Genomic DNA, 16583 nt, shown 5'->3' on the forward strand with positions numbered 1-16583 from the left:
GAGAAAGGGCCCCACAGTGGCCTCCCCGCCTCCCGCGCCCCCCGCCCGCCTCGTCGTCCTCGTCTCCGGCTCCGGCACCAATCTGCAGGCCCTGCTCGATGCGATCGCGGCCGACCCGGAGGGCTACGGCGCCCGGATCGTGGCCGTGGGCGCCGACCGGGACGGCATCGCAGGCCTGGAGCGGGCCGAGCGCGCCGGGATCCCCACGTTCGTCTGCCGCGTCAAGGACCACCCGACGCGCGAGGCCTGGGACCGTGCGCTGACGGAGGCCACCGCGGCCCACGAGCCGGACCTCGTGGTCTCGGCCGGTTTTATGAAGATCGTGGGCAAGGAGTTCCTGGCCCGCTTCGGGGGCCGCGTGATCAATACGCACCCCGCCCTGCTGCCCAGCTTCCCCGGCGCCCACGGCGCGCGCGACGCGCTCGCGTACGGCGTCAAGGTGACCGGGTGCACCGTGCACTTCGTCGACGACGGCGTCGACACCGGTCCGATCATCGCCCAGGGCGTGGTCGAGGTCCGGGACGAGGACGACGAATCCGCGCTGCACGAGCGGATCAAGGAAGTCGAGCGCGAGCTGCTCGTCGAGGTCGTGGGGCGCCTGGCCCGCAACGGCTACCGCATAGAGGGACGAAAGGTGAAATTCCTGTGACCGCCGAAGGTATGAAGCGGCCCATCCGCCGCGCGCTGGTCAGCGTCTACGACAAGGCCGGGCTGGAGGAGCTCGCGCGCGGTCTGCACGAGGCGGGCGTCGAGCTCGTCTCGACCGGCTCGACGGCCGGCCGGATCGCCGCCGCCGGCGTCCCGGTCACCCGGGTCGAGGAGCTCACCGGTTTCCCCGAGTGCCTGGACGGCCGCGTCAAGACGCTCCACCCGCGCGTCCACGCCGGCATCCTGGCCGACCAGCGCCTGGACTCCCACCGCGAGCAGCTGGCCGAGCTGGGCGTGGAGCCGTTCGATCTGGTGATCGTCAACCTCTACCCGTTCCGGGAGACCGTCGCCTCCGGCGCCTCGCCCGACGAGTGCGTGGAGCAGATCGACATCGGCGGCCCCTCGATGGTCCGCGCCGCCGCCAAGAACCACCCCTCGGTGGCCGTCGTGGTCAACCCCGGCCGCTACCAGGACGTCCTCAAGGCCGTCGCCGACGGCGGCTTCGACCTCGTCGCCCGCAAGCGCCTCGCCGCGGAGGCGTTCCAGCACACGGCCGCGTACGACGTGGCCGTCGCGGGCTGGTTCGCCGACGACTACGCGGCGCAGGACGAGAGCGGCTTCCCCGGCTTCTTCGGCGCCACCTTCACCCGTGCGAACGTGCTGCGCTACGGCGAGAACCCGCACCAGCCCGCCGCCCTCTACACGGACGGCACGGGCAAGGGCCTCGCCTACGCCGAGCAGCTGCACGGCAAGGAGATGTCCTACAACAACTACGTCGACACCGAGGCGGCCCGCCGGGCGGCGTACGACCACACCGACCCCTGCGTCGCGATCATCAAGCACGCCAACCCGTGCGGCATCGCCGTCGGTTCGGACGTCGCCGAGGCCCACCGCAAGGCCCACGAGTGCGACCCGCTGTCCGCGTTCGGCGGCGTGATCGCCGTCAACGGCCCCGTGTCGGTCGCCATGGCCGAGCAGGTCGCCGAGATCTTCACCGAGGTCATCGTCGCCCCGGCCTACGAGGACGGCGCCGTCGAGGTGCTCGCCCGCAAGAAGAACATCCGCGTGCTGCGCTGCGCCGACGCCCCCGCGGCGCACGGCGAGACCCGTCCCGTCGAGGGCGGCGTCCTGGTCCAGGTCAAGGACCGGCTGCAGGCCGAGGGCGACGACCCGGCCAACTGGACGCTCGCCACGGGCGAGGCGCTCTCCGCCGCCGAGCTGGCCGAGCTGGCCTTCGCCTGGCGCGCCTGCCGTGCGGTCAAGTCCAACGCGATCCTGCTGGCGAAGGACGGCGCGACCGTCGGCGTCGGCATGGGCCAGGTCAACCGCGTGGACTCCGCGAAGCTGGCGGTGCAGCGGGCGGGCGAGGAGCGGGCGCGCGGCTCGTACGCCGCCTCCGACGCCTTCTTCCCCTTCCCGGACGGGCTGGAGGTGCTGACCGCCGCCGGCATCAAGGCCGTGGTGCAGCCGGGCGGTTCGGTCCGCGACGAGCAGGTCGTGGAGGCTGCGAAGGCGGCGGGCGTGGCGATGTACTTCACGGGTACGCGCCACTTCTTCCACTAGTCCCGCCGGTAGTTCCCGCCGGTTCCACCCGGAACGGCCGGAGGCCCGTACCACCGATCACATCGGTGGTACGGGCCTCCGGGTCCGCGGGTGCGGGCGCTCAGAAGCGCGGGCGGCGGAACCAGTCTTGCGAAGCCTGCTTGGCCGCGAAGACGATCACCAGGATCGACAGGATCAGACCGATGAGGCCGACGCCGTAGAAGACGATGCACACCAGGCCGCTGATGATGCCGAACGCCGCATAGACGATCGAACCGACGCGGACGCCATTGCCGCCCTTGGCGTAACGCACCGCGAGAATGATGCCGAGGATCGCAAAGATCACGGCCAGCGCGGCGAGGAACGCGAACACGCCCTTTCCGGCGTCGAAGACCGTATCGGCGTCCACGGTGTCGCCCTGCGCGGTGGTGACGGTGCCGCCCCCGTGGGTCTCCTTCGCGTCGCTGATCGCGCCGATGGCGGCGGCGCACAGGCCCGCGACGATCACGTGCACGGCGGCGATCGCGTACAGCATGATGCGCGCGGCCTTGGTGACGCCCGGCATCACCTGCGGGCCCGCAGGCGCACCGGCGTAGCCGCCCTGCGCCTGCGGGTATGCAGCGTACGGCTGGCCGGGCTGACCGCCCTGGGGCTGCTGCGGATATCCGTAACCGGGCGCCTGCTGGGGCGCGCCGTACGGGTTGTTCTGATCGCCGAAGCTCATGCTGGGGATTTCCTCCGTCGGTGTCGTGCGGGGACGGCGCAGGCATTCGGAGGAGAGTTGTGTCAGCGGCTCGCCCCCGATTTGCACCCGCGGCACGCGGATCATCGTTATCGGGCCTTTGACATTTGTCCAGCTGATACCCGTATCCGAGGGGCCGCGGGGGCTGCAGGGAATAACCGAAGCGAATTCGTCACCTGCGGCGGGCCGCCCTGATTGGAACCATGGCCGCCCCATCCGCGAGGATGGGGTCATGACCGCCCAGATTCTCGATGGCAAGGCCACCGCAGCAGCGATCAAGTCCGAACTCACCGTGCGCGTGGAGGCGCTGAAGGCCAAGGGCGTGCAGCCCGGTCTCGGCACCGTCCTCGTCGGCGACGACCCCGGCAGCAAGTGGTACGTCGCCGGCAAGCACCGCGACTGCGCCGAGGTCGGCATCGCCTCGATCCAGCGCGAACTCCCGGCCACGGCCACCCAGGAGGAGATCGAGGCGGTCGTCCAGGAGCTCAACGACAACCCCGACTGCACCGGTTACATCGTCCAACTCCCCCTCCCCAAGGGCATCGACACCAACCGCGTCCTGGAGCTGATGGACCCGGCCAAGGACGCCGACGGCCTGCACCCGATGAGCCTCGGCCGCCTGGTGCTGAACGAGACCGGCCCGCTGCCCTGCACCCCCAACGGCATCATCGAGCTGCTGCGCCGCCACGACGTCGAGCTCAACGGCAAGCACGTCGTGGTCGTGGGCCGCGGCATCACCGTCGGCCGCTCGATCGGCCTGCTGCTGACCCGCAGGACCGAGAACTCCACGGTCACCCTCTGCCACACCGGCACCCGTGACCTGTCGGCGCACCTGCGCGAGGCCGACATCATCGTCGCCGCGGCGGGCGTGGGCCACCTGATCAAGCCGGAGGACGTCAAGCCCGGCGCGGCCGTGCTGGACGTCGGCGTCAGCCGCGACGGCGAGGGCAAGATCATGGGCGATGTCGACCCGGCGGTCGCCAAGGTCGCTGGCTGGGTCTCGCCGAACCCCGGCGGCGTCGGCCCGATGACCCGGGCCCTGCTGCTGGTGAACGTGGTGGAGGCCGCCGAGCGTGCCGCCGGAAGCGGCAATGCGGGCTGAGGAGGAGCCGGGCAGGGGACCGGGCAAGGAGCCGGGCAAGGAGCCGGGCGCGGGCAAGGGCCGCCGCTTCCAGCTCACGCGCGACACCGCCCGCCCCGAGGGCGGCGGGCGCGCCGCCCCGGGGGACGCCCCGGCGCCGGCGCGCCAGTGGCCGCTGCTGGCGGTCATGGGCGTGACGGGGCTCGGGCTGCTGATCGTCGCCTTCGACGCGTTCCGGGTCGGGACGCTGCTGATCGGGCTGGCGATGGTCGGCGGCGCGGTGCTGCGCTGGGCCCTGCCGTCCGTGGGCATGCTGGCCGTGCGCTCGCGGTTCACGGACATGATCACGTACGGCGGGCTGGGCGGGGCGATCCTGCTGCTGTCCCTGATGGCGCAGCCGCACCCGTGGCTGAAGGTGCCGTTCCTGGAGGACATCCTCCACTTCACGGTCTAGATCCGGCTTTCACGGTCCGGATCCGGCTCCGCCGTTCCGGATCCGACTCCACGGCCCGGACTCGACCAGCTTTGCCCGATTTCGAGTAGCTTGATGACGAGGTGATCCCTTTCCTGCCCCGCAGGGCGGGAAGGGGCCGGTGCTGCCCGCGAGAGGGACGTTCCCCGTCATGGCCAAGATCAAGGTAGTCGGCCCGGTCGTCGAGCTCGACGGCGACGAGATGACCCGGATCATCTGGCGGTTCATCAAGGACCGGCTGATCCTGCCCCACCTCGACCTCGAGCTGAAGTACTTCGACCTGGGCATCGAGAACCGCGACGCCACCGGCGACCAGGTGACCGTCGACGCCGCGCACGCCATTTCGCAGTACGGCGCCGGCGTGAAGTGCGCGACGATCACGCCGGACGAGGCGCGGGTCGAGGAGTTCGGCCTCAAGGCGATGTACCCCTCGCCCAACGGCACCATCCGCAACATCCTCGGCGGGGTGATCTTCCGCGAGCCGATCATCATGGCGAACGTGCCGAGGCTCGTCCCCGGCTGGACGAAGCCCATCGTCGTCGGCCGTCACGCCTTCGGCGACCAGTACCGCGCGACCGACCTGAAGATCCCCGGCGCGGGCACCCTGACCCTGACCTTCACCCCGAAGGACGGCTCCGAGCCGCTGGAGCTGGAGGTCTGCGAGTTCCCGGGCCCCGGCGTCGCCCTGGCCATGTACAACCTGGACGCGTCGGTCCGCGACTTCGCGCGCGCCTCGTTCCGCTACGGCCTGGACCGCGGCTACCCGGTCTACCTGTCCACCAAGAACACGATCCTGAAGAAGTACGACGGCCGGTTCAAGGACCTCTTCCAGGAGGTCTTCGACGCCGAGTTCAAGCCGGACTTCGACCGGGCCGGGCTGACGTACGAGCACCGCCTCATCGACGACATGGTGGCGACCGCGCTGAAGTCCTCCGGCGGCTACGTCTGGGCCTGCAAGAACTACGACGGCGACGTCCAGTCCGACGCCGTCGCCCAGGGCTTCGGCTCGCTCGGCCTGATGACCTCGGTCCTCATGTCGCCCGACGGCCGCACGCTGGAGGCCGAGGCCGCGCACGGCACCGTCACCCGCCACTACCGCCGCCACCAGCAGGGCAAGGCGACCTCGACCAACCCGATCGCCTCGGTCTTCGCCTGGGCCCGGGCCCTGGCTCACCGCGGCGGGCTGGACGGCACGCCCGAGGTCGTCGCGTTCGCGCAGACGCTGGAGCGGGTATGCGTCGAGACCGTCGAGGCCGGGCGGATGACCAAGGACCTGGCGCTGCTGGTCGGTGCCGAGACCCCTTGGCTGACCACCGAGGAGTTCCTCACGGCCGTCGAGGCGAACCTGCGCGCGAAGCTGGCGCCCGCGGTCGTGTGAGCGGCCGCGGTGGCCGGTCCTCCACCCCCGTGGGGGGACCGGCCACCGCCCCGCAGACGAGTTTCATGATCGCGAGTTAAGGCTTCAAGATCTTCAAGCCTGCTGTGGCCGGGGGGTGACGGTTCTGCGACGAGTTCGCCGTCGCGTATCAGTTGTGCAGCAGATGCGACAAGGGCGCGTGGCGGGATCCTGATTAACCCAAATGCCACGATGCGCCCCGCCTGTGGGAACTGCCATGCTGGATTGCGGCATCCCCCTGGGTAGCCAGCACCGAGGCTGCGGAAGGGGCGCCGCGGCACGTACGTCACGGAAATGGGTCACGGCACGGGAAGAGCACCGCAGACATCGGGGGACAGGGGAGTGCAATGCCTCGTTGGAGGGCGCTACCGGAGGAACTCGACCCGGAAGTGCGCGAATTCACCGAACAGCTGCGCAGACTCGTGGAGCGCAGCGGGCTGAGCATCGGCGCCGTCGCGGACCGCACGGGTTACAGCAAGACGTCGTGGGAGCGCTATCTCGGCGGGCGGCTGCTGCCGCCGCTGGGGGCCGCCGAGGCGCTGGCCGAGGCGACCGGGACCGACGTGGTCCACCTGAGCACGATGTGGGAGCTCGCCGAGCGGGCGTGGAGCCGCAGCGAGCTGCGGCACGACTCCACCGTGGAGTCGGCCCGGATCGCCCGGGCGCGGGCCGCGCTGGGAGAGTTCGGCCCGCCGCAGGCCTCCGCGGCGGTCTCCGCGGAGGTCTCCGCCGAGGCGGCCCCGCAGTCCGTCATGGCCGGTGGCCGGCCGGGGGCGGTGGTCTCGGAGCCGCTCTGCCACGAGGCGGCGCGCCGGGCGGCGGTCACGGAGGAGAGCCGGGCCGCAAGCCCCGCCGGGTCCCCGGCCCCTGCCCGAGCCCCGGGCACTGGCCGAGCCCCCGGTCCTGCCGGAGCTCCCGGTCCCACCGGAGCCGCGGGCCCCTCAGGGCCGGCCCCGCGCCCACCCGTCCCGGGCTCGCCCCGGCCGCCCGACTACCGGGCCAACGCCATCCCGGCCGACGGCCCGGCGCCCCGCCGCCGCGCGGCCCTCTTCGTCACGGGCGTGGTGGGCGCCCTCCTCGTCGTCGCGGCGGTCGTACTGCTGCTGGGCGTCGGCGAGGGCACGGGCGGGGGCTCCGGCAGTGCCCCGCCGCTCGCCTCGCCCTCCGTCGTCCTGCCCGCCGGCGTCAAGTGCGCGGGCGCCGAGTGCAGCGGCAAGGACCCCGAGGCCATGGGCTGCGGCGGCGGCCGGGCGACGACGGCCGGGTCCGCGACCGTCGGCACGTCCTACGTCGAGGTCCGCTACAGCCAGGTGTGCGGCGCGGCGTGGGCGCGGATAACGCAGGCGGCCCCGGGCGACGCCGTCCGGATAGACGCGGCCGCGGACGGCGGCGTGCCCGCCCGTTCGGAGTCCGGCCGGGTGGTGCGCGACGCCGACGGCTACACCCCGATGGTCGCGGTGTCCGAGCCGGGCAAGGCCAAGGCCTGCGCGGCGCTGACCGCGGGGCCCAAGGGGTGCACGGTGGCCCGCGCCGCCTCCGCCCCGGCCGGGTGAGCGCCGGGCGGCCGCGGCGCCGGCCGCGGCGCCGGGCGCGGCACGGTGAGGCGTCCCACACGGGGGCGGGGGTTCGGAGCGGGCCGGGTCGGATAGCCTGACGCCGGATCTCTTGATACCGAGAGAGATCCTCACTCATGGGCAGGGACACCCAACCCCAGTTCGCAGCAGGAGATCGCCATGACCCGCACTCCCGTCAATGTCACCGTCACCGGTGCAGCCGGCCAGATCGGCTACGCGCTGCTCTTCCGCATCGCCTCCGGTCAGCTCCTCGGCGCCGACGTGCCGGTCAAGCTGCGCCTGCTGGAGATCCCGCAGGGCCTGAAGGCCGCCGAGGGCACCGCCATGGAGCTCGACGACTGCGCCTTCCCGCTGCTCCGCGGCATCGACATCACCGACGACCCGAACGTCGGCTTCGCGGGTGCGAACGTCGCGCTGCTGGTCGGCGCCCGCCCGCGCACCAAGGGCATGGAGCGCGGTGACCTGCTGGAGGCCAACGGCGGCATCTTCAAGCCGCAGGGCAAGGCCATCAACGACCACGCCGCGGACGACATCAAGGTCCTCGTCGTGGGCAACCCGGCCAACACCAACGCCCTCATCGCCCAGGCCGCCGCGCCGGACGTCCCGGCCGAGCGCTTCACCGCGATGACCCGCCTGGACCACAACCGCGCCCTCACGCAGCTGGCCCAGAAGACCGGCTCGTCCGTCGCCGACATCAAGCGCCTGACGATCTGGGGCAACCACTCGGCCACCCAGTACCCGGACATCTTCCACGCGGAGATCGCCGGCAAGAACGCCGCCGAGATCGTGAGCGACGAGGCCTGGCTCGCGGACACCTTCATCCCGACCGTCGCCAAGCGCGGCGCGGCGATCATCGAGGCCCGCGGCGCGTCCTCGGCCGCCTCGGCCGCCAACGCCGCCGTCGACCACGTCCACACCTGGGTCAACGGCACCGCCGAGGGCGACTGGACCTCCATGGGCATCCCGTCGGACGGCTCCTACGGCGTCCCCGAGGGCCTCATCTCCTCCTTCCCGGTCACCTGCAAGGACGGCAAGTACGAGATCGTCCAGGGCCTGGAGATCAACGACTTCTCCCGCGGCCGCATCGACGCCTCGGTCCAGGAGCTGTCGGAGGAGCGCGACGCGGTCCGCGCCCTCGGCCTCATCTGATCCACGGATCTCCGGATCCCCGGAACCCGCATCCTTCGACGGGAGTGCCCCGGCGGCTGTTGCCGCCGGGGCACTCCCGTTTTTCCGTACTGACGTGCGGTCGTGAACCCGTACGGGGTCGGTTTTCGGTCCGCTATCCGAGTGCAAGTGGGGTCTACGGGCAGCGGATTGGCTTATTGTGAGTTCTCCGAAAATCCGTCAACTCCTGCATATTCGCAGGTGAGTTCGACGATCGGAGAGTCAATGACCTTATCCGCCGGATCCGCAAGAACCGATCAGGCCACATCGACCGGGTCCGCGAGAACGGCCGGTACCGGTAGGCCCGACGTGCGGCCCGACTCGCGGAGCGAAGCCACCCGCCTGCTCTGTGCGGGGGCGTATCTCGATCTCGACTTCCGCCGGCGCGTCGTCGAAGAGCTGGTGGAGCACGAGGAGCGGCCGATCGCGCCGTCGCTCGGCGTCGACGTCGTGCCGGTGCTCACCCACGCGCTGCGGGCGCGTGCGCAGGACGTGCTCACGGCGGTGCTGCTGGCCTGCTTGTGGGCCGCGTTCTTCGCCGTCGGGTTCGCGACCGACGCGGGCATCGACCCCGAGACGGAGATCCCCTGGGCCGTCCTCTACGCCGCGGTCTGCGTAGTGCAGTGGATCGGGCAGGCGGCCGCCGGGCGCGGGAGCGCCGTCTATGCGGTCGACAACAAGACCCTGCGCGAAGCCGTCAAGGGGCGGACCTCGCTGCGCGCCCTGCGGGCCGTCGGACCGCCCGTGCTGCAACTCTCCTACTGGGGCATGGCCCTGGTCGCCCTGTTCGAGGGCGCGGACAACTGGGCGTCCCTGCTCTTCCCGCTGCTCCTCGTGCTGCCCGTGTGGATGCACCGCTCGCGCGTCGCCTCCGTCATGCGCCTGGAGCTCGGCCGGGAGGCCTTCGCCCACCACCCCCGCGCGGTGCCGCGCTCGCGCCACCACCGCCGTATCGCGGCGACGATCGACCGCGAGCAGTACGCGGGGCTGACCATCTACGACCCCTCCCGCCCGTTCCTCGGCATGGGCCGCCCGCACGAGCCGTGGTCGCTCGTCCTGGAGCTCAAGCCCCGGGACGGCGGCAACGGCGGTGCGCGGCCGCCGTTCACCGCCCGCGCCGTCGTGGACCTGATCCGGCCCCGCCTGGAGGCGCTGCGCGACTCCGCCGCCGCGACCAGCCGCGACCGGCTGAAGGACCTGGAGATCGAGGAGTTCGTCTACCTGCCCGTGGGCCCGCCCCGGCCCGAGGTCCGCTACGACGCGCCCGTCGTCCGGCAGCACCTGCGGGACGCCGTGGACGAGGGCGGCGAGGCCCGCCGCTACTTCCTGCGGGTCCGCGTCGGCGCCTGGGACGAGCAGGTCGTCGTCTCCGTGCTGGTCAGGGTGCACACCCAGGGCGGCATGCTGGTGCTGGAGGTCGTGCCGCACGTGCTCAAGCCGGTCAAGCCGGAGTTCCGCGCGGTCGACGTGATCGCCGCCCGCGGCGAGGACGACATCCTGCGCGACGGCGTCCGCGCCCTGCTGACCGCGCCCGCGGCCGGGTTCGCTTCCGCCGTCTCGGCGGTCCGCACGGCCGTCGCCGGTTTCCGCACGTGGCTGGCCGACCCGCGCCGCGCGGTCCCGGACGGTCCCGCGGGCTCGGTGCGGGAGATCGCCGGGGTGCACTCCGTCTCGCTGTTCCAGGAGATGGACATCAGCCGCTACGTGAAGACGGTCCAGGACCGGATCGCGAGCGGCGTACGGGACGCACTGCGCTCCCAGGGCTATGAAACCGACCAGTTCGAGCAGCAGATCGTGCAGGTCAGCGAGGGCGGCGTCTTCATCGGCTCGATGAGCGGCGGCGCCGTGGCCGTGGGCAGCGGTGCCCAGGCGAAGAACACCACGAAGGACGGGGGATCATGACGGATCGCAAGCAGGACGGCGGCAGTGGAGTCGGCAGTGGAGTCGGCGGCGGTGCCGGCAGCGGAGGCGGCATCGCCATCGGCCGGATGACGGGCGGCGCTGTGGCCGCCGGGGACCGCGCGCAGGCCGAAAGCCGCACAGAGCGGGCCGGGAATCACGCCGAGCGGGACGGCCGGGACGCTCACCCCGGCACCGGCTTAGCCCCCGTGCCGGCGGAGGCGCCCGGCCACGGTGGCGTCGCGGTCGGCGAGCTGTCGGGAGGCGCCGTCGCCGCGGGCCGGCAGGCCCGGGCCGTCGACTCCTCCCGGGAGGCGCTCGCCGTGCCGCCCGAGCTGCTGGAGGCCGTCGCGGAGCTGCGCCGCCAACTGCCCCTGCTCGTACGGGCCGAGGGTGACGGCGTCGACGCGGTCGGCGACGAGCTCGCCGGCCTGGAGGACGAGGCCCGCCGCACCGGCCGCACGCACCGCGGCCGTCTGGTGCGGCTGCGGGCCCTGCTGAGCAGCGGAACCACGGCCGCCGGCGGCCTGGCCTCGGCGGCCACGGTCGCCGAGGCGGCCGGCCGGCTGCTGGCGTGAGGGGGCGGGGCACATGAGCCGCTGGGACGCGGATCTCCAGCAGTGGGTGGAGGACGACCCGCCCGGACGGCGACCGCACGCCGCACGAGGGGACGCCGCGGACGACCACGACAGCCTCCACGACCACCCCCACGACCCCGACGAGCCCGAGGTCCACCTGCTCCCCGGGCCGCCGGAGGGCCTGCCCGAGGGGCCGTCGCACGCGGCGATCCTGGCCGGTGCGCTGGCCGGGGTGGTCCTCATGGGCGGCCTGGGCGTCGGCGCCTGGGCCCTGATGCGGGACGACGGCGGTGATACGGGCGCGGGCGGCTCGGGCGGCGCGTCGCCCAGCGCGAGCGCGGGCGTCCTGCCGAGCCCGGGCCCGTCGTACGGCAGCATCTCCGGCACCACAGGCACCACGGGCACCACGGGAACGACAGGCGGGGCGACCAGCGGGACCACCGGCGGATTCACCGGCGGCTTCACCGCCGGCGCCACGGGCTACGGCAGCGGCGGCTACAGCCCGAGCGCCCCGCCCGGCTCCTTCTCCGGCTCGGGATCCGGACCCGGATCCGGACCGGGGTCCGGTCAGGGCTCCACCCGGGACGCCCCGCCCGGCTTCCGCCGCACGGAGGACGTGTCCGGCTTCCGCGCGGACGTCCCGCAGGGGTGGGAGCGCACCACGGAGGGCGCCAGCGTCTTCTTCAAGCGGGCGGACGGCAACAGCCTGATCCAGGTGTTCACCCTGGCGGGCCCCGAGCCGACGCCCTACGCGGCCCTGGAGGAGACCGAGCGGGCGGTGTCCGGAAACAGGGGGTACCGCAAGCTGGGCCTGACCACGGTGGGCGGCCCCTCGTCCGACGCGGCGGAGCTGGAGTACACCTATGTCAGGCCCGACGGCACCGTGCGCCGCATCGTCGACCGGGCGTTCACCGGGCCCGACCGGCGGCAGTACGCGCTGCTGGTCGCAGGGCCGGCCGACGAGTGGTCCGAGCACCGGGAGATCTACCGGGTGCTGCTGGGTTCGTTCTGCCCCTCCGGTTACTGCGTGAGCAGCGGTGGCGGCAGCGACACTCAGTGACCCGTGTCACTCTTTGTAAAGAAAGAGGCATAGCTTTTCGCCTTTTGGTTAGGCGCGTCCCGTTGCCGCCCGAGCGTCCTGCCCGGCGGCAGCGGGATAGACCAGGAACCGGAAGGCAGAGAAGACATGTCGTCAGCCGAGACCATCCACGTCGACGGGGTGTGGCGCGCCGCCGCGTCCGGTGCCCAGCGGGAGGTGCTCGACCCCGCGGACGCCAAGACCCTCGCCGTGGTCTCCGAGGGCGGCGCCGACGACACGGACGCCGCCGTCGCCGCGGCCCGCCGCGCCTTCGACGGCGGGCAGGGCGTCTGGCCGCGGACGCCCGTGGCCGAGCGGGCGGCGCTGCTGCGCCGCGTCGCGGACCTCCTCCAGCGCGACCGCGAGGAGATCGCGCTGACCGAGAGCCGGGACACCGGCAAGACCCTCGAAGAGGGCCGCACCGACGTCGACTGCGTGACCGACGCCTTCCGCTACTTCGCCGACCTCGTCGTGAACGAGGGCGGCGGGCGCGTCGTCGACGCGGGCTCGGACACCGTGCACAGCGTCGTCGTCCACGAGCCGGTCGGCGTCTGCGCGCTGATCACTCCCTGGAACTACCCACTGCTGCAGGCCAGCTGGAAGGTCGCCCCCGCGCTGGCGGCGGGCAACACCTTCGTCATCAAGCCCAGCGAGGTCACCCCGCTGTCCACCGTGCTGCTGATGAAGCTGCTGGCCGAGGCGGGTCTCCCGGACGGCGTCGGCAACCTCGTCACCGGCGCGGGCGACCCCGTCGGCGCCCGCCTGTCCGAGCACCCCGACGTCGACCTCGTCTCCTTCACCGGCGGCCTCGCCTCCGGCACCAAGGTGATGCAGGCCGCGGCGCCCACCGTGAAGAAGGTCGCCCTCGAACTCGGCGGCAAGAACCCCAACGTGGTCTTCGCCGACGCCTGCGCCACCGACGAGGACTTCGACACCGCCGTCGACCAGGCCCTCAACGCCGCGTTCATCCACAGCGGCCAGGTCTGCTCGGCCGGCTCCCGCCTCATCATCGAGGAGTCCGTCCGCGACCGCTTCGTCGCCGAACTCGCCCGCCGCGCCACGAAGATCCGTCTCGGCCGCGGCACCGAGGACGGCGTCGAGTGCGGCCCGCTGGTCTCCGCGCAGCAGCTCGACAAGACCGAGGCGTACGTCGCCTCCGCCCTGGCCGAGGGTGCGACGCTGCGCTGCGGCGGCGCCCAGCCCGAGCCGGACGCGGTGCGCCCGGCGGGCGGTTACTTCTTCGCGCCGACCGTCCTCGACCACTGCCACCGCGCGATGAAGGTCGTCCGCGAGGAGACCTTCGGCCCGATCCTCACCGTCGAGGTCTTCCGCACCGAGGACGAGGCCGTGGCCCTGGCCAACGACACCGAGTACGGCCTCGCGGGCGCCGTGTGGACGAAGGACGCGGGCCGCGCCCGCCGCGTCGCCGGCCGGCTGCGCCACGGCACCGTCTGGATCAACGACTTCCACCCCTACCTGCCGCAGGCGGAGTGGGGCGGATTCGGCAAGTCCGGCATCGGCCGCGAGCTCGGCCCCGCGGGCCTGGCCGAATACCGCGAGGCCAAGCACATTTACCAGAACCTCGCACCCGAGCCGGTGCGCTGGTTCGCCGGCTGAGCCAGCCTCATTCCGTAAGCGAAGAACCTTCCCTGCCCCGAGGAGTACCCCCATGCCCCCCGTAGCCCAGAAGATCACGGCCGACTACGTCGTCGTCGGCGGAGGCACCGCCGGTTCGGTCATCGCCTCCCGCCTCGCGGAGGACCCCGGGACCTCCGTCGTCGTCATCGAAGGCGGCCCGTCCGACATCGACCGCGAGGACGTGCTGACGCTGCGCAAGTGGCTCGGCCTGCTCGGCGGCGAGCTGGACTACGAGTACACCACCACGGAACAGCCCCGCGGCAACTCGCACATCCTGCACAGCCGCGCCAAGGTGCTGGGCGGCTGCTCCTCGCACAACACCCTCATCTCCTTCAAGCCCCTGCCCTCCGACTGGGACGAGTGGGAGGCCGCGGGCGCCGCAGGCTGGGGCGCGAAGGACATGGACCCCTACTTCGGCAAGCTCCGCAACAACATCGTGCGGGTCGCCAAGAAGGACCAGAACGCCATCGCCTCCGATTGGATCGAGGCCGTCAAGACGGCGCTCGGCGTCCCCGAGGTCACCGGCTTCAACGACAAGCCCTTCGACGAGGGCGTCGGCTTCTTCGACCTCGCCTACCACCCGGAGAACAACAAGCGTTCCTCCGCCTCCGTCGCCTACCTCCACCCCCACATGGAGGCCGGCGACCGGCCCAACCTCCGCCTGATGCTGGAGACCTGGGCCCACAAGCTGGAGCTGGAGGGCACCCGCGCCAAGGGCGTGCACGTCCGCACCAAGGACGGCGAGGAGATCTACGTCGAGGCCGGCCGCGAGGTGCTGGTGTGCGCCGGCGCCGTCGACACCCCCCGGCTGCTGATGCACTCCGGCATCGGCCCGAAGAAGGACCTCGAAGCACTCGGCATACCCTGCGTGCTCGACCTGCCGGGCGTCGGCGAGAACCTCATCGACCACCCCGAGTCGGTCATCGTCTGGGAGACCGAAGGCCCCATCCCGGGCAACTCCGCGATGGACTCCGACGCGGGCCTGTTCGTCAAGCGGGACCCGGAGCACCAGGGCCCGGACCTGATGTTCCACTTCTACCAAATCCCCTTCACGGACAACCCCGAGCGACTGGGCTACGAACGCCCCGAGCACGGCGTGTCCATGACCCCCAACATCCCCAAGTCCCGCGCCCGCGGCCGCCTCTACCTCACCTCCGCGGACCCCGAGGTCAAGCCCGCCCTCGACTTCCGATACTTCGAGGACGAGGAGGACTACGACGGCCGCACCCTCGTCGACGGCATCAAGCTCGCCCGCGAGGTCGCCCGGGCCGAGCCGTTCAAGAAGTGGCTCAAGCGCGAGGTCTTCCCCGGGCCCGAGGTCACCGACGACGCCGAGATCAGCGAACTCGTCCGCAAGGCCGCGCACACCGTCTACCACCCCGCCGGCACCTGCCGGATGGGCGACGCCGACGACGCCCTCGCCGTGGTCGACCCCGAGCTGCGGATTCGCGGCCTGACGAACATCCGCATCGCGGATGCGTCCGTCTTCCCGACGATGCCCGCCGTGAACCCGATGATCGGAGTCCTGATGGTGGGAGAGAAGTGCGCGGAGATGCTTGTAGCAGGCCCCGGCACCGGGGGTGACTCCCGATGAACGGCACCGGCGCCGGCACCGGCGCACCCACGGAGCGGACGCCCGAGGGCGCGCCGCAGGCCGCGGCCGACGCGCCGGCCGTCTTCAGCGTCCGCAACCTGTGGAAGGTCTTCGGGCCGAAGGCCGACCGCGTCCCCGGCAGTGACCTCGCCGCCCTCTCCGCCGAGGAGCTGCGCGAGCGGAGCGGCTGCACCGTGGCCGTCCGCGACGTCTCCTTCGACGTCCGCCAGGGCGAGGTCTTCGTCGTCATGGGCCTCTCCGGCTCCGGCAAGTCCACGCTCGTCCGCTGCCTGACCCGGCTCATCGAGCCGACCTCCGGCACCATCGCCATCGACGGCGAGGACGTGTGCGGCATGGACAAGGGCGCCCTGCGCGAGCTGCGCCGCCACCGCGCGGCCATGGTCTTCCAGCACTTCGGGCTGCTCCCGCACCGCTCCGTCCTCGACAACGTCGCCTACGGCCTGGAGATCCAGGGCGTCGGCAAGGCCGAACGCCGCGCCAAGGCCGCCGAGATGGTGGAGAAGGTCGGCCTCGCGGGCATGGAGGCCCGCCGCCCCGGCCAGCTCTCCGGCGGCCAGCAGCAGCGCGTGGGCCTCGCCCGCGCCCTCGCCGCCGACCCCGAAGTCCTCCTGTTCGACGAGCCGTTCAGCGCCCTCGACCCGCTCATCCGCCGCGACATGCAGGAAGAGGTCGTCCGCCTGCACCGCGACGAGGGCCGCACGATGGTCTTCATCACCCACGACCTGTCCGAGGCGCTGCGCCTCGGCGACCGGATCGCCCTGATGCGCGACGGCCGCGTCGTGCAGTGCGGCACGCCGGAGGAGATCGTGGGCTCCCCGGCGGACGACTACGTCCGCGACTTCGTGCGGGACGTCCCGCGCGAACAGGTCCTCACCGTCCGGCGCGCCATGCGGCCCGCCGCCGCGGGCGAGTCGGAGTCGGGCGAGTCCCTCGCCCCCACGACGACCGTCGCGGAAGCGATCGAGACGGTCGCGCGCACGGGCACCTGGGCCCGCGTCGTCGACGGCGGCCGCTGCGTCGGCGTCGTCGACCACCGGAGCCTGCTGGGCGTGGTCGCGGGCCTGGACTCCTCGCGGAGGGCGGCGGCATGAACGCACAATCCCCGACGGCTCTGACCGGCCGTCCCCAACCGGCACCGGACCGGCACCGGATC

General features: G+C 72.4%; 14 protein-coding genes. 13 read left to right on the forward strand and 1 reads right to left on the reverse strand.

Annotation, left to right across the window (positions count from 1 at the left end):
• Positions 1 to 16 precede the first annotated feature (16 nt).
• A complete protein-coding gene (gene purN, locus FGW37_RS19830; protein WP_179082274.1) occupies positions 17 to 649 on the forward strand; it encodes a phosphoribosylglycinamide formyltransferase in 633 nt (210 codons plus the stop codon).
• Between the two features lie 11 nt (positions 650 to 660).
• Positions 661 to 2211 (forward strand): bifunctional phosphoribosylaminoimidazolecarboxamide formyltransferase/IMP cyclohydrolase, encoded by a 1551-nt coding sequence (purH, locus tag FGW37_RS19835; protein WP_179084797.1) that lies wholly within the window; start codon positions 661 to 663, stop codon positions 2209 to 2211.
• Between the two features lie 100 nt (positions 2212 to 2311).
• Here the strand turns inward: purH and FGW37_RS19840 are convergent, their stop codons facing one another.
• On the reverse strand, positions 2312 to 2914 hold the full coding sequence (locus FGW37_RS19840) for a hypothetical protein (protein ID WP_179082275.1): 603 nt from the start codon (positions 2912 to 2914) through the stop codon (positions 2312 to 2314).
• A gap of 250 nt (positions 2915 to 3164) precedes the next feature.
• Here FGW37_RS19840 and FGW37_RS19845 point away from each other — a divergent pair, with 250 nt between their 5' ends.
• The 11 genes from FGW37_RS19845 to FGW37_RS19895 all read left to right on the forward strand — a co-directional run bounded on the left by FGW37_RS19845 (position 3165) and on the right by FGW37_RS19895 (position 16521).
• Positions 3165 to 4034, forward strand: coding sequence for a bifunctional methylenetetrahydrofolate dehydrogenase/methenyltetrahydrofolate cyclohydrolase (locus FGW37_RS19845; RefSeq protein WP_179082276.1), 870 nt, complete (start codon positions 3165 to 3167; stop codon positions 4032 to 4034).
• The gene (locus FGW37_RS19850; RefSeq protein WP_179082277.1) at positions 4024 to 4467 is read left to right on the forward strand and encodes a DUF3017 domain-containing protein; all 444 of its coding nucleotides are present in this window, start codon (positions 4024 to 4026) and stop codon (positions 4465 to 4467) included. The genes FGW37_RS19845 and FGW37_RS19850 overlap by 11 nt, the downstream gene beginning before the upstream one ends.
• A gap of 169 nt (positions 4468 to 4636) precedes the next feature.
• Positions 4637 to 5863, forward strand: coding sequence for an NADP-dependent isocitrate dehydrogenase (locus tag FGW37_RS19855; RefSeq protein ID WP_179082278.1), 1227 nt, complete (start codon positions 4637 to 4639; stop codon positions 5861 to 5863).
• A gap of 365 nt (positions 5864 to 6228) precedes the next feature.
• Positions 6229 to 7434 (forward strand): XRE family transcriptional regulator, encoded by a 1206-nt coding sequence (locus tag FGW37_RS19860; RefSeq protein WP_179082279.1) that lies wholly within the window; start codon positions 6229 to 6231, stop codon positions 7432 to 7434.
• A gap of 180 nt (positions 7435 to 7614) precedes the next feature.
• Positions 7615 to 8604 (forward strand): malate dehydrogenase, encoded by a 990-nt coding sequence (locus FGW37_RS19865; protein WP_179082280.1) that lies wholly within the window; start codon positions 7615 to 7617, stop codon positions 8602 to 8604.
• Positions 8605 to 8931: 327 nt separating this feature from the next.
• Positions 8932 to 10524: a hypothetical protein gene (locus FGW37_RS19870; protein WP_179082281.1), complete on the forward strand. Its 1593-nt coding sequence runs from the start codon at positions 8932 to 8934 to the stop codon at positions 10522 to 10524.
• Positions 10521 to 11099, forward strand: a complete 579-nt coding sequence (locus FGW37_RS19875) for a hypothetical protein (RefSeq protein WP_179082282.1) — start codon at positions 10521 to 10523, stop codon at positions 11097 to 11099. Before FGW37_RS19870 ends, FGW37_RS19875 begins: the two co-directional genes overlap by 4 nt.
• A 13-nt stretch (positions 11100 to 11112) precedes the next feature.
• Positions 11113 to 12159, forward strand: a complete 1047-nt coding sequence (locus tag FGW37_RS19880) for a hypothetical protein (protein WP_179082283.1) — start codon at positions 11113 to 11115, stop codon at positions 12157 to 12159.
• A gap of 126 nt (positions 12160 to 12285) precedes the next feature.
• Positions 12286 to 13794 (forward strand): aldehyde dehydrogenase family protein, encoded by a 1509-nt coding sequence (locus tag FGW37_RS19885; RefSeq protein WP_179082284.1) that lies wholly within the window; start codon positions 12286 to 12288, stop codon positions 13792 to 13794.
• A gap of 52 nt (positions 13795 to 13846) precedes the next feature.
• Positions 13847 to 15409, forward strand: coding sequence for a GMC family oxidoreductase (locus FGW37_RS19890; RefSeq protein ID WP_179082285.1), 1563 nt, complete (start codon positions 13847 to 13849; stop codon positions 15407 to 15409).
• Entirely contained in the window at positions 15406 to 16521 is a 1116-nt protein-coding gene (locus FGW37_RS19895) for a quaternary amine ABC transporter ATP-binding protein (protein WP_179082286.1), read from the forward strand. The genes FGW37_RS19890 and FGW37_RS19895 overlap by 4 nt, the downstream gene beginning before the upstream one ends.
• The last annotated feature ends 62 nt before the right edge of the window (positions 16522 to 16583 follow it).

The sequence above is a fragment of the Streptomyces rectiverticillatus genome (assembly GCF_013394065.1).
Lineage (GTDB): Bacteria > Actinomycetota > Actinomycetes > Streptomycetales > Streptomycetaceae > Streptomyces > Streptomyces rectiverticillatus.